The organism is Finegoldia magna, assembly GCF_003182075.1.
GTDB lineage: Bacteria > Bacillota > Clostridia > Tissierellales > Peptoniphilaceae > Finegoldia > Finegoldia magna.
Genome location: NZ_QGTH01000007.1, coordinates 75509 through 98768, shown reverse-complemented (window position 1 = coordinate 98768; position 23260 = coordinate 75509). Strand labels below are relative to the sequence as shown.

Annotated in this window: 21 protein-coding genes; 15 read left to right on the top strand and 6 right to left on the bottom strand. The window is 33.8% G+C overall.

All coding sequences use genetic code 11. From position 1 onward, the window contains the following. Positions 1–114 precede the first annotated feature (114 nt). Both DES33_RS04355 and DES33_RS04350 read right to left on the bottom strand, forming a co-directional pair. The gene (locus DES33_RS04355) at positions 115–1440 is read right to left on the bottom strand and encodes a Na+/H+ antiporter NhaC family protein (protein WP_094224290.1); all 1326 of its coding nucleotides are present in this window, start codon (positions 1438–1440) and stop codon (positions 115–117) included. Next, positions 1427–2500: a uroporphyrinogen decarboxylase family protein gene (locus DES33_RS04350; RefSeq protein ID WP_094224291.1), complete on the bottom strand. Its 1074-nt coding sequence runs from the start codon at positions 2498–2500 to the stop codon at positions 1427–1429. The genes DES33_RS04355 and DES33_RS04350 overlap by 14 nt, the downstream gene beginning before the upstream one ends. Positions 2501–2880: 380 nt before the next feature. Here DES33_RS04350 and DES33_RS04345 point away from each other — a divergent pair, with 380 nt between their 5' ends. The 13 genes from DES33_RS04345 to DES33_RS04285 all read left to right on the top strand — a co-directional run bounded on the left by DES33_RS04345 (position 2881) and on the right by DES33_RS04285 (position 15553). After that, entirely contained in the window at positions 2881–3759 is an 879-nt protein-coding gene (locus tag DES33_RS04345) for a GTP-binding protein (RefSeq protein WP_227930615.1), read from the top strand. After that, positions 3752–4534 (top strand): uroporphyrinogen decarboxylase family protein, encoded by a 783-nt coding sequence (locus DES33_RS04340; RefSeq protein ID WP_094224293.1) that lies wholly within the window; start codon positions 3752–3754, stop codon positions 4532–4534. Before DES33_RS04345 ends, DES33_RS04340 begins: the two co-directional genes overlap by 8 nt. Position 4535: 1 nt before the next feature. Further along, positions 4536–5189 (top strand): corrinoid protein, encoded by a 654-nt coding sequence (locus DES33_RS04335; RefSeq protein WP_094207607.1) that lies wholly within the window; start codon positions 4536–4538, stop codon positions 5187–5189. 7 nt (positions 5190–5196) lie between these two features. Further along, positions 5197–6222, top strand: coding sequence for an MtaA/CmuA family methyltransferase (locus tag DES33_RS04330; RefSeq protein WP_094208156.1), 1026 nt, complete (start codon positions 5197–5199; stop codon positions 6220–6222). Then, on the top strand, positions 6206–7783 hold the full coding sequence (locus tag DES33_RS04325) for an ASKHA domain-containing protein (protein ID WP_110058179.1): 1578 nt from the start codon (positions 6206–6208) through the stop codon (positions 7781–7783). The genes DES33_RS04330 and DES33_RS04325 overlap by 17 nt, the downstream gene beginning before the upstream one ends. Positions 7784–7785: 2 nt before the next feature. Further along, the gene (locus DES33_RS04320; RefSeq protein WP_225559912.1) at positions 7786–8232 is read left to right on the top strand and encodes a DUF4430 domain-containing protein; all 447 of its coding nucleotides are present in this window, start codon (positions 7786–7788) and stop codon (positions 8230–8232) included. Further along, entirely contained in the window at positions 8232–8741 is a 510-nt protein-coding gene (locus tag DES33_RS04315; RefSeq protein ID WP_002835680.1) for a hypothetical protein, read from the top strand. Before DES33_RS04320 ends, DES33_RS04315 begins: the two co-directional genes overlap by 1 nt. Positions 8742–8839: 98 nt before the next feature. Beyond that, the gene (locus tag DES33_RS04310) at positions 8840–9580 is read left to right on the top strand and encodes a YdjY domain-containing protein (RefSeq protein ID WP_094224296.1); all 741 of its coding nucleotides are present in this window, start codon (positions 8840–8842) and stop codon (positions 9578–9580) included. Positions 9581–9592: 12 nt separating this feature from the next. Beyond that, the gene (locus DES33_RS04305) at positions 9593–10777 is read left to right on the top strand and encodes a TVP38/TMEM64 family protein (RefSeq protein ID WP_227930616.1); all 1185 of its coding nucleotides are present in this window, start codon (positions 9593–9595) and stop codon (positions 10775–10777) included. 178 nt (positions 10778–10955) lie between these two features. Next, positions 10956–12251 carry a branched-chain amino acid transport system II carrier protein gene (gene brnQ, locus DES33_RS04300; protein WP_110058178.1) on the top strand — a complete coding sequence of 432 codons (1296 nt, stop codon included), beginning with the start codon at positions 10956–10958 and terminating at the stop codon, positions 12249–12251. Positions 12252–12416: 165 nt separating this feature from the next. After that, on the top strand, positions 12417–13355 hold the full coding sequence (locus DES33_RS04295) for an ABC transporter ATP-binding protein (RefSeq protein ID WP_110058177.1): 939 nt from the start codon (positions 12417–12419) through the stop codon (positions 13353–13355). A 1-nt stretch (position 13356) separates the two neighbouring features. After that, positions 13357–14454 carry an ABC transporter permease gene (locus tag DES33_RS04290; protein ID WP_110058176.1) on the top strand — a complete coding sequence of 366 codons (1098 nt, stop codon included), beginning with the start codon at positions 13357–13359 and terminating at the stop codon, positions 14452–14454. Next, complete coding sequence (locus DES33_RS04285) at positions 14441–15553, top strand: ABC transporter permease (RefSeq protein WP_110058175.1); 1113 nt, start codon at positions 14441–14443, stop codon at positions 15551–15553. Before DES33_RS04290 ends, DES33_RS04285 begins: the two co-directional genes overlap by 14 nt. Positions 15554–15601: 48 nt before the next feature. Here DES33_RS04285 and DES33_RS04280 read toward each other — a convergent pair whose 3' ends face one another. Continuing rightward, positions 15602–16867, bottom strand: a complete 1266-nt coding sequence (locus tag DES33_RS04280; RefSeq protein WP_110058174.1) for a GntP family permease — start codon at positions 16865–16867, stop codon at positions 15602–15604. A gap of 1 nt (position 16868) precedes the next feature. Beyond that, a complete protein-coding gene (locus tag DES33_RS04275; protein WP_110058173.1) occupies positions 16869–17999 on the bottom strand; it encodes a glycerate kinase family protein in 1131 nt (376 codons plus the stop codon). A gap of 103 nt (positions 18000–18102) precedes the next feature. Between DES33_RS04275 and DES33_RS04270 the strand changes: the two genes are divergently transcribed. Continuing rightward, the gene (locus tag DES33_RS04270) at positions 18103–19185 is read left to right on the top strand and encodes a CdaR family transcriptional regulator (protein WP_094207596.1); all 1083 of its coding nucleotides are present in this window, start codon (positions 18103–18105) and stop codon (positions 19183–19185) included. A 250-nt stretch (positions 19186–19435) separates the two neighbouring features. Here DES33_RS04270 and DES33_RS04265 read toward each other — a convergent pair whose 3' ends face one another. Next, the gene (locus DES33_RS04265; RefSeq protein ID WP_249033609.1) at positions 19436–20293 is read right to left on the bottom strand and encodes a YihY/virulence factor BrkB family protein; all 858 of its coding nucleotides are present in this window, start codon (positions 20291–20293) and stop codon (positions 19436–19438) included. Continuing rightward, complete coding sequence (locus tag DES33_RS04260; protein WP_110058171.1) at positions 20294–22189, bottom strand: alpha/beta hydrolase family protein; 1896 nt, start codon at positions 22187–22189, stop codon at positions 20294–20296. It lies immediately after the preceding gene. A gap of 384 nt (positions 22190–22573) precedes the next feature. On the opposite strand from DES33_RS04260, the gene DES33_RS04255 reads away from it, so the two are divergent. Continuing rightward, on the top strand, positions 22574–23173 hold the full coding sequence (locus tag DES33_RS04255; protein ID WP_110058170.1) for a hypothetical protein: 600 nt from the start codon (positions 22574–22576) through the stop codon (positions 23171–23173). Positions 23174–23260 lie beyond the last annotated feature (87 nt).

Sequence of the window (23260 nt, the reverse complement as noted above, 5' to 3'; positions counted from 1 at the left end):
TTAAAACAAAATTAAACGGAATGTCCCCTGTTATGTACAGATTACATTCCGCTTAAAATATTATTAAATTATTCCGTGTTTACGGGTTCAGGTCATATGAGGTGTTTTGTTTTACTATTTAGCGTCTGGAACTTCTGTAGCAGGATCAGATTTTGTTCCGAATCTTGTTATGATTGTTAGAATCATCATAGCTAACAATACGTATTGGTTTACCATGAATGGAAGAATATCTGTTGGTGCAACTTTTCCTGCAGTAAGTCCTGATGCGATTAAGATTTGTGCTCCGTAAGGGATAATTCCTTGGATAACGCAGCTTGTTGTATCCAAAAGTGATGCAACACGAGAAGGTGATACGTCGTATTCTTTTGTCATTTCAGCTGCTACTTGACCAGTAATCAAAATAGAAACTGTATTGTTTGCTACAGCAGCGTTTGTAAGTCCAACTAATGTTGCAATTGCAGCTTCAGCACTTTTTTGTCCTTTAACTTTCTTCTTAACTTTCATTATGATCCAATCAATACCGCCGTGTTTTCTAACCATGTAGGCAAGACCACCAGTGAACATTGATAATAAGAAGATTTCTAATACTCCTGTAAATCCTTTAAAAATTGTTTGTGACAACATAATTGTGTCGAACTTTCCGTAAATCATACCGATTATCCCAGCTAGTAATGTACCAGAGAATAATACCAATAATACGTTCATTCCCATTAATGCAGTTACAATTACTAATAAATAAGGAATTACATAAACCAAGTTGTAGCTTTCTTTAACCATTGTGATTGTTGTTTCTGGTCTTCCTATGATTGCGAAAATAATTGTAGAAATTATAATTGCTGGGAATGCAAATCTTGAGTTCATTACGAATTTTTGTTTCATTCCGATATTTTGTGTTCTAGTAGCTGCGATTGTTGTATCTGAGATCAATGATAAGTTATCTCCTGCCATTGCTCCACAAATCAAAGCTGCAAGCATAAGAGCAGGATTGATTCCTATTTTTTCGGCAACCCCGAAAACTATAGGTCCCAATGCTACTACTGATCCTACAGATGAACCAGTCGCAATTGACAAGAATGTCGAAATCAAGAAAATTCCTGGTACCAAGAAGTTTACAGGTACGATTGATAAACTGAAGTTTACAACAGAATCTACAGCGCCACTTGCCTTAGTAACTTGAGCAAATGCTCCAGCTAATAAGTAAATAATACACATGATAATTATGTTTTCATCGCCACAGCCTTTTACAAAATCGTCGGCTTTTTCGTTGATAGTTCCTTCAAAAATAATGAATGCTACAGCAACACCAATCATTATAGAAATAGGTGAAGGAATTTGATAGAATGGCATTTCTACTCCACGAAGTGACAATACTACACCTGATAATACATAGAATAGCACAAACACTACAAGTGGAAGAAGTGCTTTTTTATTTGGTTTCATTTTTTAGCTCCTTTAATCTTTTATAATTTCCGAATTCACGTCCGTATTCCATGAACGCATCGATATTTTCCATTTTTGTTCCTTTTGGAATTTGACAACCTGTAGACAACACATATCCACATGGAGAATCGTAACCGATGTCGATACATTCTTTTACAGATCTTTTAACATCTTCAGTATTTCCCAAATACATAACATCTACTGGAGGAACATTTCCTGTGATAACAATGTCGTTACCAAGAATTTCCTTAGCTTCCAATAAACTTTCACAGTTATCAAGTGAGAAGTTACCAATTCCAGAATCTTTTAATAGTGGCCACAAATCTTTAGAATCACCACAAATATGTAACCCTGCAGAAGAACCACAGTATTTTTTAACATCTGCAATATTTCTCTTCAAATATGGAAGTGAAAATTCTTCGAATTGTTTCTTACGAATCAAAGTAGTACTTGAAACTGGATCGGCAAATCCCATTCCAAATCCTCTACTACCAACTTCCTTAATGTATTCTCCGTTATTGATTGTTATGATATCCATAATTTTATGAACGGCATCCTTTTTCTTAACCATCCAACGAAGTAAAGTTTCAGTACCCAAAACACTTGCGGCTACAGAGAATGGTCCAGTCATTGCAGCACCGATTGATGCAACATCTCCGACTTGATCTCTGATTTTTTCCAATGCTTCGATTAACACTGGTAGCTTTCCATCTTTTAATGGATTGATGATTTTTAATTTTTCGATATCTTCGACCTTTTTCACAACTGGATCTTTTAGTTGGGAAATACTGTCTTCTGGATACCAAATTTCAGTTCCCATCGCTTCTGCCATTCCTCTTAAAGTAGTGGACACACTGATGGAATCGTGGTAGAACCTTTTGAACAAAGCTACTTCCGTATCGGCGATTACATCAGAATTTGAATAATAATCCCAAGTTTTATATCCCAGAAAATCACTCATTGTAACGCCCATATCAGGAACAACTGGAATTCTGTCCATTTCTTCACCTTTTGAGAAGGCCTCCATTCTCTCCTTTGGAGTCATCTCATCTTTGAACATATAAATCCTCCTTTTTAAATTTTAAAAATAATTTAATGAATTTGTTGCTATAAATTTCATTATAATTTTATCATAGAAAAATTCAGTCATTTATTGAAATATTTTATAAGTTGTAGTTTTTATTCATTAAAATTAAATAAAAACTTAATAAAATTGATTTGTAGGTTAAAAACATTTAATTTAACACAAAAATATTTTTGTGATAATGATTTCTTAATTGACAAAAAGGAATATAAGATAAAAATAATCATAAAAATTTATCATAGCAAAGTAGATGCTTTATCAAAATCGGAAAGTTGATTTATTTAATTATCCAATAAGTAATTATTATTTAGATAATATTCAATATATAATATGATAAAATTAGAGTGGGTGATAATATGAAAACAATAATAGTGTCGGGATTTTTAGGTTCAGGCAAGACAACTTTTATCAATCACATTTTGGGTTTTTCCAAAAATACTTTGGTATTGGAGAATGAATTTGGTGATGTGAGTATTGATTCAATGTTGATTAAAAACGACGATATAATTGAAATCAATTCGGGATGTATTTGCTGTGGATTGAAGAGCGATTTTAAGGAAATTATTCACAAAATCGACAAAGACCAATTTGAGTACATCATAATTGAGCCGACAGGAGTTGCAAAGCTAACGGATATATTGGAAGTTTTGAAAGACGAAGAGAATTTGCAAATCCAAAAATGCGTGACAATTGTCGATTGCGACAGTTACATTTGCTTTCACGATGATTTCGGAGAATTTTTCAATGATCAAATAAAAAATGCTGATATAATATACATAACGAACATTGAAAACTTGGAAGAAGAAAAAATCGAAGAAGTGAAGAATTCAATCGAACAATTTAACAAGCATGCAATTATTCATAAGGAAGATTTCAGAAAGATAAATCCAAATGATATTGTAAGTGAATTTTATGATAATAAAAAGCAAGACAAACACGAATGTTGTTGTCACGGTGACGGTCACAAATGCTGTGGCAAACACCATCATCACGACCACGATAAGCATTCTCACGAGGATTCTAAGTTTAAGACCAATGTTCAAAAGAAATTGAAATTCAATTCAAAAGAAGATTTGGAAAAGTTTTTGGATTCAAAAAGTATCGTGAGAGCGAAGGGAAATGTAGAGATTGCAGATAAGAAAGTTTTCGTTAGCAAAACTTTGAGTGGATTAGAAGTATCAGATTCGTTATCTGATAGCGATGATTTTGTAATAATCGAGGTGAATAATGAGTAAAGTTGGAACTTATGATTGTATTGTAATGGAAACTACACCCATCACTGATCCGGGATTATTTGAAGATGCGGACTGTTTGGTTGAATATTTTAAGGACAAGGATTATGCGAGTATTCCGATGTCTTCTACATTAGAATCAGAAGCCATGGGTGCTGTTGCAGAACTTGGAAAAGTAAGCAAGTACAAGTACGATAATGTGGATGATATTGTGATTGATTTTGATTACAATCAAAAACATGTTAAGGCTTTGTTTGAAGCAATTGATAAGATGAAGGATGATAAAAGAGTAATTGTTGAGGTAGCTGGCCCATTGGTTATATTAGATAACTTGGCAAGCTCTGAGGTGGTTTTCAGATCTTTTAGAAAAAAACACGATAAAATCGTTGAACTTTATGATGAAATCAGAAAAGCTTTGGTGGAATATATCGAAAAATTGGTTGACAGTGGAATACAATTGATTAGTTTTTCCGATAGTTTGGCGGGTGCTGATATTATTGGTCCTAAGCAAATGCAGTTATATGTGGACGAGTTTTTGATGAAATTTTTGGAAGATATTCAAAATATCGACAAGCCATTTAATTTTCACTTATGCCCAAAATCAACGATGGCGTTGATAAGCTTGGATAAAGCAGAGTTTAAACCTATTGAAAATGACGAAGAACAAAGATACGTAGACTTTTTGTTTGAAGGAGAACACAAGATTTTCGGAGACAGATGTATGAATTTGTCAGATAAGAAATTTAAGAAGATAAATGAGATTTTAATTAGGGGGTAGTATGAATACACAACAAGAATATTTAGATAAAATGGCAGAAATGGTAGTAGAAATGGAAGATGAAGACATCGCTGAGGTGTGCCAAGAATATATAGACAAGGGATTTGATGCTAAACAAGGTATCTTCGACGGACTTATTAAAGGTATGCAACAAGCAAGTAAGCTTTTTGATGAAGAAGAATATTTTATCACAGATATTTTGCTTTGCAGTGATGCAATGTATGCTGGTTTGGACGTTTTACAAAAACATGTAGAAATGAATGACGACGACATACTTGGCGTTGGGGTTATCGGAGTTGTTGAAGGAGATACTCACGATATCGGAAAAAACTTGGTAAAATTGATGATGCAAACTGCAGGATTTAAGATGATTGATTTGGGTCGTGATGTTAAATTACAAAACTTCATCGATGCAGCAGTCGAAAACGATGCTGATTTGATTTGTATGTCAACTTTAATGACAACTACTATGGACAACATGGGTAAAGTTATCGAAATGTTAAAAGAACAAGGTCTTAGAGACAGATTCAAAGTTATGATCGGTGGGGGACCTATATCTCAAGCTTTTGCTGATAAAATCGGTGCGGATTCTTACACTGAAAATGCTGTAGAAGCTGTAGAAGCTGCTAAGAAATTAGTTGGAAAAGATAAGTAGGACAGAAATGATTAACGAAAAAGATAGATTGAAGAATGCTTTAAATCATATTTTCATCGACAGAATTCCTGTGATTTGTCCGGGGGGAATGATGAATATGATATCCAAAGAGCTAATGGAATTGAAAGATATCTATCTTCCAGAAGCTCACTTGGATGCTAGGAAAATGGCTGATTTGGCAAAAGCTATCTACGACGAGAAAATTTTTGAGAATATCGGAGTTCCATTCTGCATGACGATTGAAGCCGAAGATATGGGTTCTGTTGTCGATTTTGGAAATGAAATTTATGAACCACACGTTATTGAATACGCATTCGATAACATCAAAGATTGGGAAAAGATAAAAGATTTCAAGAAGGAAGATTCCAGAAGTGATATCGTGATTGAGGCTATTAAAATCTTGAAGGACGAAGAAAAAAACGCCCCAATTATTGGAAATATCACAGGACCTGTTAGCACTGCATCATCAATAATGGATTCTGTAAAATACTACAAGGCTCTTAGAAAAGACCCACAAAGAGTTCACGAATTTATGGATTATGTGACAGATCATTTAATAGAATTTGCGAATAGACAAATAGACGCAGGAGCAGATGTTATCGCAGTTTCAGATCCTTCTGGTACTGGTGAAATTATGGGACCTAAATTCTTCAAAGAATTCACTGTACAATATTTGAATAAGTTTTTGGATGGAATAAAAGACGTTCCAAAAATTGTTCACATATGTGGAAGGATGACTCCTGTACTTGATTTGTGCAACGACATTCACTCTGATTGCTTGAGCTTCGACTCAATCGTATCTTTGAAAGATGCGAAGAAAGTTTTGAAGCATCACGTGTTGATGGGTAATGTGTCGACTTATGCGCTTGAATATTCAGACAGTGAAAAAATCCAAAAACTAGCAAAAATATCAGTAAACAACGGATCAAATATCCTGTCTCCAGCTTGTGGAATAGGTATGAGATCGCCACTTGAAAATTTGAAATCAATAATAACAGCATCTAAGAATTACGATTATGAAGATAAGAATTAATAATTTAAATAGAACAATTGAATTAGAAGACAACAAAAGCTACAATTTGATGAATGCTTTGCTTGAAAACGACATCTACATCGATAACTCATGCAATGGTAAGTTAACTTGTGGTAAGTGTAAGATAAAAGTTGTAGAAGGAAATGTCAACGAAATAACTGATACCGAAAAAAGACTTTTGAAAAAAGAAGAAATCGAAAACGGCGTTAGGCTTTCGTGTGCAGTTACAATGAGTGGAGATGTTATCGTGGAAACTTTGAGCGAAAACAGCTCCATTGATGTGCTCGATTCAGGAGATATGCCAGAATTTGAAAAACAATACAGAGACGGCTACGGGATTTGCGTGGACATTGGTACTACAACTGTGTGCATGAATTTAGTAGATTTGAAAACTGGAGACATCATCGCGAAAAACTCCGCACTTAATGCCCAAACAAAGTACGGCTTGGATGTGCTTACGAGAATTACGTTTGAGTTTGAAAATGAAAATGCAGCGAAAATTCTCCAACACAGCATTGTAAGTTCTATGAATAAACTTATTGATAAAATGATTGTCGAATCAAAAATCGACAGAAAAGATATAAAAGAAGTTGACATTGCGGCGAACACTACGATGGTTCACATGCTTTTGGGAGTGGATGCAAGAAGCTTGGGGAAATTCCCGTACAAACCAGTGTTCACTGAAGCAAAGAGTGTGATGTGCGAAGATATTGGACTGAATTTGGACGCAAAATTGTACACTTTGCCAAATGTTTCAGCGTATATTGGAGCAGATATTGTAGCAGGTGCTTATGTTACTGATATGAGAAACAGAGAAAACACACTGTTTATAGATATCGGTACGAACGGCGAAATAGTTTTGAAGACTAATGATAAATTATATTGTTGTTCTTGTGCAGCTGGTCCTGCACTTGAAGGTATGAATATAAAATGTGGAATGAGAGCAGAACAAGGAGCCATCGAAGATGTTTTAATTGACGGGTCAAATGTCAAATTACAAACTATCGGCGACAAACCTCCAAAAGGAATTTGTGGAAGTGGTATTCTTGCTGTAATCAGTGAAATTGTTAGAAATAAAATCGTCAACAAGAGAGGTAGGATTATCGATCCAAACTCTGTCGATGATTTTAGAAAAGATTTGGTAAGAATTGTAGATGATAAAAGAGAGTTCATGATGACTGATGAACTTGTTATCACGCAATCTGACATCAGACAAGTGCAACTTGCAAAAGGAGCGATACTTTCTGGTTTTATAAAACTTTTGGATGAAGAAGGATTAGATATTTCCGATTTGAACGAATGTATTGTCGCAGGTCAATTTGGAAGTCATTTGAAACCGTCTTCAATCGTAGGTGTGGGAATTCTGCCTTACGAAATTGAATCCAAAATAAGTTATGTAGGTAATTCATCTTTAATAGGGGCGTACATGTGTCTAATGAACGATAAAATAAAGGAAGAAATGTCCACTCTTGCTGAAGATATGAATTATATAGAATTATCAATGACAAAGGACTACGAAAAAATATTCGCTAAGGCGATGGAATTTCCAAAGGAGAGATGATTATGAAGAAAAAATTATTGGTATTAATGATGCTTGTGTTCTCATTGACAGCTTGTAACGCTGACAAAGATAAGGCCCAAGAGCCACAAAAAACAGAACAAACACAAGAACAAGCAAAAACAGACGAAAACAAAACAGAAGAAAAAGCTTCTGAGAGTGAAGCTACTAAGGTTTCAATCGTTGTAATGGATGAAGTTAACAACAAAGAAATCTTAAAAGAAGATGCAGAAATCAAAAAAGATGAAAACTTGCAATCTTACCTTGAAAAAAATCACAAAGCAGTTTTTGAAAAAGGTATGATGACTGAATTAGAAGGCGTAAAACAAGATCCAGCTAAGAAACAATACTGGATGTATTATGTTAACGATAAAATGGCAGAAGTTGGAATCGGCGATTACAAAGTTAACGAAAACGACAAGATAGAATTCAAATTTCAAGAAATGAAATAATGAAAACTAGTGATTTGACTAGAATTGCAATATTATCAGCAGTATGCATCCTGACAAGAATTTATTTGAATATAATTCCGAATGTAAAAATCTTGTCGGATGTCATACTGATACTTGCAATTGAAAAAAACCTAAAAGAGTCACTATTTGTAAATGCAGTCACGATGGTAGTCACAAGTTTTGTGCTTGGATTTGGAATATGGGTTTTGTTCCAAGTGGTAGACTTTTTCATCTTGGCTGTATTTAACTATGCAATTTTCAATGTATTTAAATTGAAAAAAACATTGGTAACGAAAACTATCGCATTGTCTGTGTCGGGATTTTTGTATGGACTTATAATCACGTTGATGGAATGCATGACTGTCATGGGGATGAATGTATTCATTGCAAGATACATGACATCAATTCCGTTTGATATCAACCATATGATAGGAAATGCTGTGATATATATTTTTCTGATATACAAATTAGAAGACTATATTACCGGCAAGAAAAAAATCATGAATTAAAAATCTTAAAAAATATTTCATTGACTTTAATTTGTATACAGTATTAAACTTATATGATATAATAAAATCAAATCAAATTGATAATGGAGGGATTATTTATGAATTTAAGAAAAAAATTATTGGCTGGATTGTTATGTCTAGCAATAGTAGGATTAGCTGGCTGTTCACAAAAAGCAGACGATAAAAAAGAAGAAACAAACAATACTCAAACAACTGAACAAGCGAAAGATGATTCTAACAAAGAAGAAAAGAAAGAAGAAAAGAAAGCTGATGAAGTAAACGGTGTTTCTTTGGATAACCCAATCAAAGTTGACAAAGAAGCTAAGAAAATTACAGTATTATCTTCAGTTAACGGAAAATACTTCACAGAAAACACAAGACATGCTTCTGTAAATACTGACGGTAGTAACGGAGCAAAATCAGTTCTTACTGCTTATGCTACTCCAGAAGATTTCTACAACGCATTAATCGAAATTGGTGCAAAACCTGGTGAAAATATGACTCCAGATAATGCAGCTGAAACTCACGTTGAAGGATCTAAAATAGGTGCTACTGTAACTTGGGAAGGCGCTGGAAAAGATTACGACATTAACGAAGTAATAACAGATAGCAATGGAAAGAAAATTGATTTTAGATTTGGTGGAAACTTAGAAAGAGCAAAAAACAAAAAAACAGGTTGCCTAACTTGCTTGGACTCTTGTCCAGTAGGAATTATTTCTAATACAACTTACACTAATGGAGCTGTAGAAAAGAGAAACGAAGTTAAATTTACTGGTAACCCTGATGTACTTCCAGAAGATGGAACTTATGTAGCTGTAACTTATACTCTAGAAGATTAATAGAGGTATCAAGTGAAAAAGTTAAGGGCGATATTTTATTATTTAACTACGGGCGTAGCCATCGGGGTTTTATGTTGTTTACTTTTGTTATTCAACGTAAATTTTGAGATGATGGTTAGCCAGCAGCTAGTAATGTTTATCTTTACGGCTTTTGGATTGATACTAGGAATTGCTTATACAAATATCAACAGATATGTATTCTTTGCTTTGGAAGCGGCGATATTCTTAATTGCACTAATAGGTGGGAAAACTCAAAGTCTTATCTACATTGTAAAAGAGTTTATAATGTATCATGGACCAGTTAAGAATATTCTCGTTCCTACAATCGCAGTTATCGTAATTGTTAACTTAATCAACCTCTATATAGTTCTTACTCAGAAGAAATATCAAAAGTATTATAGTAGAGAAGAACGTAAAGCTATGAGAGAAGAAGAAGTTAAACTTAGCGATTTAAGAGAAGAAAAAACACCTGAAGAAATAGCTGAACTTAAACACAAGAGAAAAATCCAAAGAATTATCGCTTTAATTATTCTTGGAGTGTTGTTGGGATTATATTTCTTCGTACCTTCAATCAAAGCAAAGACTAATGAAGCCTTCTCCACGATTTCAAAATTAGATACGGATGTCGTAGTAGCTTATTTGAGATCTTACGGAAAACAAGCAGCAGTCGTATCATTTGTTTTAATGATATTACAATCAATCGCGGCCCCTATCCCAGCATTCTTGATTACTTTATCAAATGCTGCAATATTTGGATGGGTTAAGGGAGCTATGCTTTCTTGGTCATCAGCGATGGCAGGAGCTGCACTTTGCTTCTTCTTAGCCAGAGCTTTGGGAAGAGATGCTGTTGAAAGACTAACAAGCAAAGGTGCTATGGAAAGTGTTGACGTATTTTTTGAAAGATACGGAAAATATGCAATATTAATTTGTAGACTTTTACCATTTGTTTCATTCGACTTTGTAAGTTATGGTGCAGGTCTTACTAACATGGGATTCTGGTCATTCTTCATAGCGACTGGAATTGGTCAATTACCTGCAACAATTGTTTATTCATATGTTGGAGGAACATTGACTGGTGGAGCGCAAAAACTTTTCTTGGGTCTTTTGACATTGTTTGCATTATCAATCATGATTGGTATAGCTAAGAAAGTTTACAACGACAAACAAAAGAAAAAGGGCGGAAAAGTAGTAGAATAAAATTATAATCATAGGTCATTGATGTGGCCTATGATTTTTTTGCAAAATTTTATTTGTAAAAATCTTACGCTTTATTTTGATAATGGAATAAATAAATTTGACAATAAAACTTTTTAGAATTAAAATTTAATTATGAAATCATTTTCTATAAAGATATAGAAATACATAGGAGGATATTTTGAATAAGAAATTTAAGGACGTCATTATCGTAGGATTTGCATTATTTGCAATATTCTTTGGCGCAGGAAACCTGATTTTTCCACCTTATTTAGGTGTGCTTTCGGGAACTGAGTACAAAAAAGCGATGCTAGGATTTTTGTTGACAGACCCTGTACTACCTATACTTGGCGTAATCATCACCGCTAAGCTAGGTGGAGGAGCAGAAGATCTTGGAAAAAGAGTTGGGAACAAATTTGCTAAGATTCTTGGAACCGTTATCATATTAACCATTGGACCGCTTTTTGCAATTCCTAGAACTGCAGCGACAACTCACGAAGTTTTTGTGTCGAAAGTTTTTCCAGGAACTCCAGAATGGGTAACTGCATTAATATTTTTTACGTTGACTGCGATTTTTGTATTTAATGAAACGGGAGTTATCGATAAAATAGGGAAGTATTTGACGCCAGGATTGGTAGTTATTTTATTAGTTATTATAGGTAAGTGTATCGTAGATCCTATTGGTGTTATGAATATCGCAACCGAAAATCAGATATTTATGAAAGGATTTGCAGAAGGATATCAAACCATGGACGCTCTTGGAGCAGCACTTATGACGGGGATTGTAGTTTCAGATTTGAAAAGAAAGGGATATGTCAATGACGAAGAAAGATTGAAGCTTGTCAAGTGGGTTGGACTTGTGGCATTTGTTTTATTGGCGATTATTTACGGTGGATTGATTTATGTTGGGGCGACAGCATCCAAGATTTACACAGTTCAAAACACAAGAGTGGACATATTACTTGGAACTGTGCAAAATATTTTAGGTTCAGCTGGTAAAATAGCCATAGGAATTGCAGTGTCATTGGCATGTTTGACTACATCTGTTGGGCTCAGTGCGATTGCTGGAGATTTCTTCTCGAATATTACAAAAGACAAATTGGGCTACAAACCAATTGTTTTGGCAACAGTTGTGATTTCTGGTGTGCTTTCACTTGTTGGGGTTGAAGCGCTCATTAAAGCAGCAGTTCCAATATTGTCGACAGTTTATCCAATTATTATGGTACTTATATTTTTAGGAATTTTCGAAGAGCATATCAAATACGATTTAATATACACAGGGGCAGTGCTTGCGACATTTGTTGTGAGTTTCGTAGAAGTTTTGAATAAAAATTTCAAAATTTTACAAGGTTTTGCGGATGCAATCAAAACCCTTCCTCTAAGTTCTGTTGGATTTGAATGGTTGTTGCCAGCGATTGTTACGGGTGCAGCATTCGGAATAATTGCTTATATCCAAGATAAAAAGAAATTAGCATAGACGAAAAATTTCAGCATAAAGTTGTTCTTTGTGCTGATTTTTTTGGCAAATTTAAGGAATTTAGTGATTTTATAATTAATTTTGCACTTTGTTTACAAACTTTTTACACAATAATGATTGATTAATTATATAATAAAGATAGAAATAAAATTTATGGAGGATTTTATGGAAAATCTTATAGAGGTCAGAGGTCTTGTAAAAAAATACAAGGAACTTACTGCGGTCGACAATTTGGATTTGGACGTGAAAAAAGGAGAAATTCTGGGACTACTTGGTCCAAATGGTAGTGGGAAATCCACAACTATCAATTGCATGTTGTCGCTTTTGAAAAAAGATTCTGGAAGTGTGAAGATTTTCGGAAAAGAAATGTCTGCTGATGCTTATGATATCAAAAAAAGGATTGGCGTGGTGTTTCAAGATGTCGCAGTGTATGATGAGTTGACTGTCTACGAAAACATCGACTATTTCTGTGGATTGTACATACAAGACAAATCTGAAAGAAGTAAGCTTGTGAAAAGGGCGTTGGATTTGGTAAGTCTGAATGATTTTGTTAAGTTTAAACCGAAAAAATTATCAGGAGGTTTACTAAGAAGACTTAACATAGCTTGTGGAATTGCACATAAACCTGAGCTAATTATCCTAGATGAGCCTACAGTTGCTGTTGATCCGCAATCTAGAAATAGTATTTTGGAAGGCATAAAAAAACTAAACGAAGATGGATCAACGATAATTTATACATCGCATTATATGGATGAAGTTGATTTCTTGTGTGATAATATCGTGATAATTGACAAGGGCAAAGTCATTGCAAAGGGCTCATCGGAACAACTCAAAGATATGATAGAAATGAACGAGAAGATAAGCTTCACAGCGAAAGAATTAAATGAAGATGTGATATCTCAAATCAAAACTCTTCCACACTTGATGAGCTTTGAAAATAAGGACGATAATGTTAAGTTGAATTTTTCTCATGGAGATGGGTATTTGATGAAGTTGATTAAACTTCTCGATGAAGAAAATGTTCAGTACAGTTCTTTGAATGTCGAAAAGCCAAGTCTTAACGATGTTTTCTTGGAATTAACGGGCAAAGATTTGAGGGATTGATATGTTTCTACATTCATTTAAAAATACTTTTAAGCTGCTTTTGAGACAAAAAGCGATGCTTTTTTGGGCGTTGTTGTTTCCAATTGTTCTGGGGATTTTCTTCAAATTAGCATTTGGAAATATCAATGAAAATAGTAAATTCAAAACCATTGATGTAGCTGTTAATGAAACTCTTATGCAAGACGATAATTTCAAAAACTTCATTAATGAGATGGAAGATGAAAAATATTTCAAGGTTGTAGAATCAAAAAACGAAGATATATTGAATACTAACGAAGATGTAAAAGCGTACATTGATTCATTAGACAAAATCTACACGAAAAAATCTGGTATTTCTGAGACAATCGTCGAAACTATTATGAATTCATATTCTCAAAAAGTATCCATGATAACTAAGATAATGCAGAAAAATCCGACGGCTGATATCGGGAAAATCTTAAATGTAGACGATCACATCAAAGACGTTTCAAGAAAAAACATGAATCCTGTGAATGTGTTTTTCTACACGCTTTTAGGGATGACGACGATTTACGGATATATGTGGGGACTTTTCGTTAGTTTCCAATACGAAGCGAACTTGTCTACAAATGCGAAGCGTAACGCAGTTTCTCCAACTAAAAAAAGCGTAATGCTTTCTGCATCAGTTCTAGTCAGCTGGATTATCAATTTTGCAATCACAGTTTTATTTATCGCATATTTGAAATACGCACTTGGAGTTGGGTTCGGAGATAGGATAGGAGCATTGATTGGACTTGCAAGTATTTCATCTTTTTGTGGAGTTGCTTTTGGCATCTTAATTGGAGTATCCAACAAAAAAAGTCTTGATACAAAAATCGGAATGGGAATCGCTATTACGATGCTGATGTCTTTTTTAGCGGGAATGATGGTTCCAGAAATAAAAGTAATCATCGCAGAGAAGCTTCCCATTATCAACAAAATAAATCCTGTTGCTGTCGTTACAGATGCGGTGTATTCATTGTATTATTACGATTCGATGGCACGATTTAACAAAGATATAATTAACCTTTTGATAATTACAGTTGTATTTGTCGTAGCGTCACTATTTTTCATGAGAGGTAAAGAGTATGAGAGTCTTTAAAAATTATTTTAAAATCACATGGGCACACAAAACTCCTATACTTTTGTACACGATAATATTTTTCGTATTGATGAGCTTTGCGACAAAAAACACGACACAAACTTCCTACAAACCCGTTGATGTAAATATTTATGTGCAAGACAAAGCGAACACCAAACTGTCCAAATCTTTGTACGATTATTTGGACAAGAACGCCAAGATAAAAACAATGGATGAAACAATCGTAGACGACAAACTTTTCTATGATATTATAAACGCAGCTGTAATAATTCCAGAGGATTTCGATAAAACAAAGGAAGTTTTGTACAAAGTTGCCCCTAATAATGCTTATGCGATGGATATCAAAGAGAAGATAAATATTTATCTAAGCCAAGTAAGTTCCTACGAAAAAAGTGGATTTACTGAAGATGAGGCTATAAAAAACGCGAATGAGGATTTGGACAAAAAAATTAATGTCAGCATTAAAGAGGGAAGTGTAAATTCCAAAAAAGATAAATCCAAATTCTACTTCAACTTTTTAAATTACCTGCTACTTGCACAAGTAATATTAGTCGTTTCAAATATCGCCTTGGTCTACAAAAAACAACCAATTCTTATGAGAAACAACGTATCACCATGTCCAAGAACTAGAATTAATATGGAGTTGATGCTGGGTCATATCGTCACAGGACTTGTGTTCTGGTTAATTTACATGATACTTTTCTGTGTTTTGTACAAATACGATTTTACAAAGACTCACGTCAATCTTATGATGCTTAATTCGTTTGTATTCACGATATCTGTGGTGTCGATGGCTGTGATGATATCAAACGTAATCAAAAATTCTAACACAGTTCAAGGAGTAATGAACATCGTTTCACTAGGATCGTCGTTTTTGTGTGGGGCATTTGTTCCGCAAGAATTACTAGGGAAAACTGCATTGAGTATAGGTAGAATTTTCCCAGGATTTTACTATATAAGTAACAATGAAATTTTAGAAGAATTTCCGGAAATATCTAAAATTCTTCCTAATCTTTTGATAATATTAGGATTTAGCGTAGTATTTATAGTGATTTCTGTTTTGGCAAAACCAAAAGGTAACGATAATATCAACAAATAAAAATAAGGCTATGAGTTGTGTGCTCATAGCCTTTACTTTTGAGAAAAATTATTTTGTAATTAAATATACTAATACTGATGCGATTGTAGTCGTCAAACCTACAGCAGCTTCGTAAGGAATGATTTTCAATCTGTCAGCGATAGACATTTTGACAGATCCACCAGTTGCATGGAAGAATGATCCGTGAGGAAGTGAGTCGATAACTGTAGCACCTGCATGAACCATAGCACCAGCATTTAGTGCAGTTACATTTGCATCGATTAATGATTTGGCGAATGTTTGAGATGCTATTGTACTTCCAGCAGTTGTACTTGCTGTTGCACCTCCCATTAAAATACCCGCTACTGGAGCAAGTATAAATGCAGGAAGATTAAATGCAGTAATCAAATTAATCATATCAGTTTGTAGTGTTGAATTTTTGATAATTCCTGCTATTGTTCCCGTACCGATTAAAAGTGCGCAAACTCCGATTATTTTTGAGAAACCGTAGTTGACATATTCTTTGGTATTCTTAGTTTCTTTTGTAGCTAATAAGCACACAAATCCTCCCAAAGGAAGTGCAATCAATGGGTCGATTGTGATTTTGGCAAGTGGTCTAAGTGCCAATAAAACAATTACAGTAACGGGACCTATAATTGATGCGAAGAAACTTGGCAAGTTCGTTCTTTCAGAAGATTCCAAATCAGTAGAATCAATAACATCAGTTTTTTTCTTTGCTAAAGCCATTGCAATAATAATCGTTACGATTAATGCGCAAATTGCAGGAATGATATTCACATACATCAAAGATGTAAGATTTAGTTTGAATCCTTCAGCAGTTGCAATAGTGTTTGGGTTAGGGCTGATTACATTACCAGCTTTTCCTCCACCAATCATAGCCAATAAAATGCTGGATTTGGAAAGATTTGATTTCTTACCAACTGCAAGGGCGATAGGTGCACAAGTGATAACTGAAATGTCAATGAATACACCGACAGCACAGATAATCATAGTAGAAATCGCAATAGCAATCAAAGCCTTTTGTTCGCCTAATTTTTTGATAATCGTGTCTGCGATTTTTTCTGCAGCGCCTGTTTTAACCAAACAGCCTGCCAAAATACCACTTGTCATAATTCTTAGAACTGAACTCATCATTGATTCAGAACCTTTTACCATGGCAGACACAGTTCCCACAAGTCCGCCTCCACCGATAAGTCCACCAACCAAAGCGCCTATGATAAGTGCGTAAGTTGCGTGGAAGTTTTTGATGATTAGAAAAATTGATAACGCTAAGCCAATCAATGCTCCAATCGTTGAAAATGTTACGTTGTCCATACTACCTCCATAAATTTATTAATTTCATTATTTGGTCAACACTTCTGTACAAGTTTTCTTCTGAAACTTTTTTATCCATAGCTTCATTTGTTTGCATACATTTATTAAGAATAGGGAAGAATGCATCGATTCCTCTTTCATTAACAGAGACTGCATCGTTATCGCAAACGCCGCAAAAAGCGATGACTTTTTTGTTGTATTTCTTTGCGAGCTTTGCAATTCCTACAGGAGTTTTTCCCATAGATGTTTGGAAATCCATCTTGCCTTCGCCTGTGATAACCAAATCAGAATTTTTGATTAACTCATCTGCACCAAGCATTTCCAGAATTATTTCAATTCCTGGTTTTAATTCTGCATTTAAATAATTTTTGAAGGCATATCCCAAACCACCAGCAGCACCAGCTCCCTCAATCGTATCATTTGCATCAGGAATAACTTTTTTTGTAACTTCGTGATATTTGCCCAAAAGTTTATCCAATTCTTCGACTTGTTTTGGAGTTGCGCCTTTTTGTGGTGCAAATACTCTTGCCGAACCACGTTGTCCACACAATGGATTATCGACATCACAAGCTATTTGGAATGTGCATTCCTTAAGTCTTTCGTCGAAGTTTTCCAAATCAATTGTTTCCAAATCTATAATTCCTATTGGACCGTTTGAGATTTCGATTCCATTTTTGTCAAAAAATCGCGCTCCCAAACTTCTTAGCATTCCCATGCCGCCATCTGTAGTTGCAGAGCCACCGATTCCAATGATAAATTCTCGGATATTTTTATCCAAAGCGTCCTTGATCATATCGCCAACTCCGAAAGTCGTAGCATTCATTGGATCCAAGTTATCTTTTATAAGGGTAAGTCCGCTGGATTCACTCATTTCCATAATTGCAAGTTTATCATCTACTATCAAATATCTAGCTGTGTGATGTTCCATCAAAGGATTATGTACATCGACTTCAACTATTTTAGCGTTTTTAATATCCTTTAATGAATCAATAGTTCCTTCTCCACCATCAGCAACAGGTTTTACTATTACTTTGTTTGAAGGATTTTTTTCACAAGCTTTTTTTATGATTTCTCCTGCTTCCAAAGAACTCAAACTGCCTTTAAAAGAGTCTATCAATACTAATATATTCATAACAACCTCCTATCTCAATTTTATAACAAACGATTGCACAAATGTATGTTTTATGTAATAATAATGTTAAATGAACAAATAAATTTATTATTATGGAGAACAAATGAGAATTTCAGATCACACTGCAAAAATGATAGTCGAAAAATTAAAAGATGTTATTGATTACGATTTGAACTTTTTTGACCAAGAAGGATATATTATTTATTCTACAAATTCAAATAGAATTGGCACTTATCACGAAGCTGCGAAGGAATGCGTAAAGCAAAACAAAACCATATTTGTTGATAATGAAAAAGAGTACGTTGGAGCAAAGAAGGGAATTAATATCCCGGTTACAATCGATGGAGAAATCATTGCCGTTATCGGCATCACTGGAAACAAAGACGAAGTTATGAAATACGGAAACATCATCAAAAAAATGACCGAAATACTCGTAAAAGAACAACTCGTTGAGAAGAATAAACTCAAGAAAAAGGACATGAACAAGTATTTGTTTGAGAGCTTGATAAATGAGTTGGACGATTATGGATTGTACAGATATCTGGAAAGTGAAGACGAAAAATACGTAATAGTCGGGAAAAATTCCGAAAACAGATTTTTGTTGAAAGACTCCGATAAAATTTACAAAATCTTGGAGAATAATCTGTCCAATAATTTCGTATACAGCGTTTTTTACGGAGAAATTGTAATTCTTTCAAACAACGTAGATAAGATTATCATAAAGAAAAAACTGGAGAAAATTAGAAACCAAATTCACGATGCCATCGATAGTAGGGTGTATTTTGGCATCAGCGGGTCATTCAAAATGATTAGCCAATTTAAGAAAAACTATGATAATTGCATGGTTGCGTTGGATTGGTTGGATAATTTGCAAAGAAAAGACTGTGTTGTGGATTATTCCACATTGGATTTGGGAATTTTGCTTGGAAGTATCAAAAAAGACAGAATCAAAAAATTCAAGCAAGTCGTATTGAAAGATATTTCCGACGAAGATTACAATATTTACAAAGATTTGATAAAAATTTATGCGACAAATAATCAAAGCATAACAAAATGCGCAGAGGATTTGTTTGTGCACAAAAACACCGTTCAGTACAGACTGAATAAACTTAGAGATATCACAGGACTTGACCCTAGAAATGTAGAAGATTTTATCAGGTTGTATTTAGCTTTTATATTGAATTAAAAAAGTTGAAAGAGTAGTAAAAGTAGAAAACTCTCATGTTAAGAACATCATACGGAAAAAATTGATATAATTTCAAATCGAACAAATCCGTCCAAAATCGCACCGCGTAAGCGTTAGCGTGCTTGCGATTTTAGGATTTTGAGATTAAGAAATTAACAATTTTTGTAGTCTAGATGTTCGTGCATGAGAGTTTTGCTACGTATTTTTTCCATCTTAGCATGATGGTTTTCTACTTTACGAATAATTTATTCTAAGTTGAATATATAACGCCTCTTTTAACTTGGTCGTAGTTGGCTGTGATTTCTGCTGAAATCAAAATTATTTGTGAAGATAAATTAATCCACACAAAAAGTGCGAACACGCCTACCAATGGACCGTAGGTTAAGGACATATTCGAAATGTTGGATACGTAGAACGAATACAACACTGTAATTAAAAGCCATCCGATGGTTGCGATAGTTCCTCCTAGCATTGCGGATTTCCATTTGATACTTCTCGTTGAACCAAAATCAGGTGCGAATTTGTATAGCAATGTGAATCCAAAAATCATGGATACAATAGGTATTAAATATCTAAAAAATTGCGCCAAAAATGATATCCTGATTTTCATGTATTGTTCAATTAATCCGAAAATCAAACCACCAAATGCGATAAATACCAATGTCACCATCAACAATAAAAGTAGTACCACGGTGAACAGAATGCTTTTAAGTTGTGTTTTCAAAAATCCATTCTCGCTTCTCACATCAAATGCTTTGTTCATAGCTTTGATTAAAGATTTCAAAGCTTTAGAACTAGACCACAACGCCACCAACAAAGAGATGGAAAGTACAGATGAAGATCTATTACTTATAATCGTGTTGATTAATGTCATTAGTATATTTCTCGTTTCAGAGGGAATTACTTCCATCCATTTGAAAATCAAATCAAGTTTACTAGCAGCAACCATCAACACAATATTTAATAAAACTATTAGAAATGGCACCAAGCTCATTATAAAATGATAAGTTGTCTGTGCGCTTAATAATGGGATTTGGTCTTCTTTTATTGATTGCAGTAATTTTTTGAAGAACAAATTCTTTTTTTCTTTTTTCTGTTTTTTCATCATCTACCTCAAATATTCATCGAACCAATCGCAGATTTCTTTTAATCTTCTAATTCTGTTTTTAGGTTTTCCAGAACGTGAAAGTTCGTGGTTTTCTCCGTAAAACATCACAAACCTTGTTTGTGTGTTGTTAAGTTTCAAAGCTTGAAACATTTGCATTCCTTCAGACAGCGGACATCTGTAATCTTTTGTGGAATGAATAAAAAGAGTTGGAGTGTGTGCATTTTTTGCGTATTTTAGCGGAGATTTGTCCCGCAATTTATCATAATCATCTAACACTGTTTCAGTGTGGTTTTGATCCGTTCCAAAATAATATCCAATATCTGAAATCAAACTGAAAGAAATCCAATTTGAAATCGAACGTTGGCTTATAAAACAATCAAACCTGTCAGTGTGAGTCATCATCCAATTTGCCATGAATCCTCCGTAAGATCCTCCGGTGTAGCCAAGTTTGTCGATAGGGTATTTGTCCATAACAATATCTGTGAATTTCATCAAATCTGAATAATCTACATCTCCGTATTTTCCTCTTATATCCATAAATTCATTTCCATATCCGTCACTTCCACGTGGATTTGTATAGAAAACAAAATATCCTTTTGCAGACAATAACTCCATTTCGTGAAACAAAACTTCACCGAAAACAGTTTTTGGACCGCCGTGTACGGACAAAATGCCTGGATATTTTTTATTTTCGTCGTAATCTTTTGGATAAATCACCCAGCCTGTGAATGAATTACCATCATTTTCAAACGTAAACTTGTCTTTTTTGCTTATATGATATTCGTCATTATTCAAATGAGTTAATTGTTCTTCGTTTAATTTGTAAACTTCTTGTCCGTGATTTTCAGTTATCAAGACGTAGTAAACATCATCGTTTTTTACAGAAATCATATTGATAGAATGATTTGTGGAGAAAATCTTTTCGAATTTGTAATTCTTATCCATTCTCAAAATCGCACTGCCATATCCTTCTAAAATCACAAAATACATGAACTCGTCAGTTTTTTCGATTTGACTACCAGAAGAATATTTCAAATCACAGCCTATGGAATTATACAAGCAGTAATGCTCTTCGTTTAGCTTTATAGCTTTATTATCTACAATTTTGTAGATTTCGCAGTCTTGGTTTAGTCCATGTTCTTTTCCATCTGTGGCGAGAATCACAATATCGTCATTGAAATATTTCGCAGACATTATCATAAAACCTTGTAAAATCACAGACTCTTTTCCAGATTTCAAATCGTATTCAACTAATTCATCTTCGATTTTCTTTACGTTTTCGTAGGAATTTCTCACGAAAATAAGTTTTGATTTGTCATCATTGAGATCGACTGATGAAATATTTGAAAATTCATCTGTTAGTATATCCATTTTGTAGATGCTTGGAAAATACCTTGCAAGTCTAGTTCTTTTTTTGTCGGTAAATCCAACTGCATTTTCAAAATAGGGTAGTTCTGTGAGAACTTCGATATCTTCGTTTTTTTCTTCTTCTGTGATTTTATTCATTTCGTGATGTCTATCGAATTCGTATTTTACGATAAAAGAATCTTCCAATTCGAAAAGAATTTCAGCGTTTTTCAAATCAATGTCGAATTCTTTTACAGCTTCTCCACCATCGACAGGAAGTCTGTAAAATGATGTTGTGTCGGAATCTTCTTCTTTTTCTGAATTTCTCATAATTAATAAATCTCCATCATTCAATTCAAAAAATGAAGAGTCCTTGTTGGAACTTGTGAAGTTTTTATTGTCTCCTACTTTGTGTATGTTAGAATCGTATTTGTTTTCTTCTATATTAGCTGTGGTTGTAACACAGAAAATATCGTCTGAATTTTTTAAAGCTTTTAACTTTGAAATAAATGTAAAGTCTTTAAATGAATCGTAATCGAAATATTTCATATAACTCTCCTCCATTTATATATTAAGATAATTATAACATAATCGACTGCTACGATATACTTTAGGAAAAGTAATACATTGAAAATGAATTGAATTTTAATGTAAGTATTTTGAAAGTTTGATTATATTTATTAAACGAGTGTTAAATAAATGTAGTGAAAATGCATTTCAAATAAGTTATACAAATTTTTTCCACAAAAATTGACGATAATTTGTGGAAAAAATTTGGCTTATTTCAAGATATCCACAAAGTTATCCACGTTATCCACATTTATCCACAAAAACTTACCAACAATTTGGGATAAAATAGCGTGAATAATTTTTGAATATCAACTGAATAATTTATAGTTTTTTTATGGTATTATATATAAGAGGTGAAAACGAATGAAGTTGGATGAAGATTTTTCAGATATAAAACAAAGAATTATGATGAATTTGAAGACAAGAAACCTGTATTTTAAGACGTTAAGTGAATGTGAGAAACTTTTGGATATTGATTTGATGCAGTTACAAAAAAAGGGCTCATTTCCTACAGAAGAATTGTACAAATCGGAACTTCGAAAGGTCAACAACTACATTGAAGATTTTTCTAATGTGAGTATAGCGAATAAATTAATAGAATTTGTGTATTACTTTTTGTTGATAACTTCTGTTGGACTTTTTACCAATCTAGTTAGAAATTTCTTAGGATTGGAATTTAAACAAATTTCAGTGTCTGCAGTTATACTTTATTTGACGATGTTTGCAGCTGTAATTGCAACTCCGATTATAATTTCCAGAAAAGAAAAGAGATTTCATGACAGTAAATTCAGATACATTTTGATTGCCATATCAGCGATTGGAATTGTTTTGTTTTCATATTTTTCGATTTTTTCAGGACCAGTGAAGCAAAATTTGTTCACACTGAATATTATTATTTACATTTTAATATTGGTAGGATTTTTTGCAATTACAATATTAATGAAGAAATTATCCACAAAATAAATTGGCCGCCGAGTTTGAAATCAGATTGATTTTGAATTTGGCGGTTTTTGTATTATGTAAAATAATTTAATGTGCTATAATTGTTGT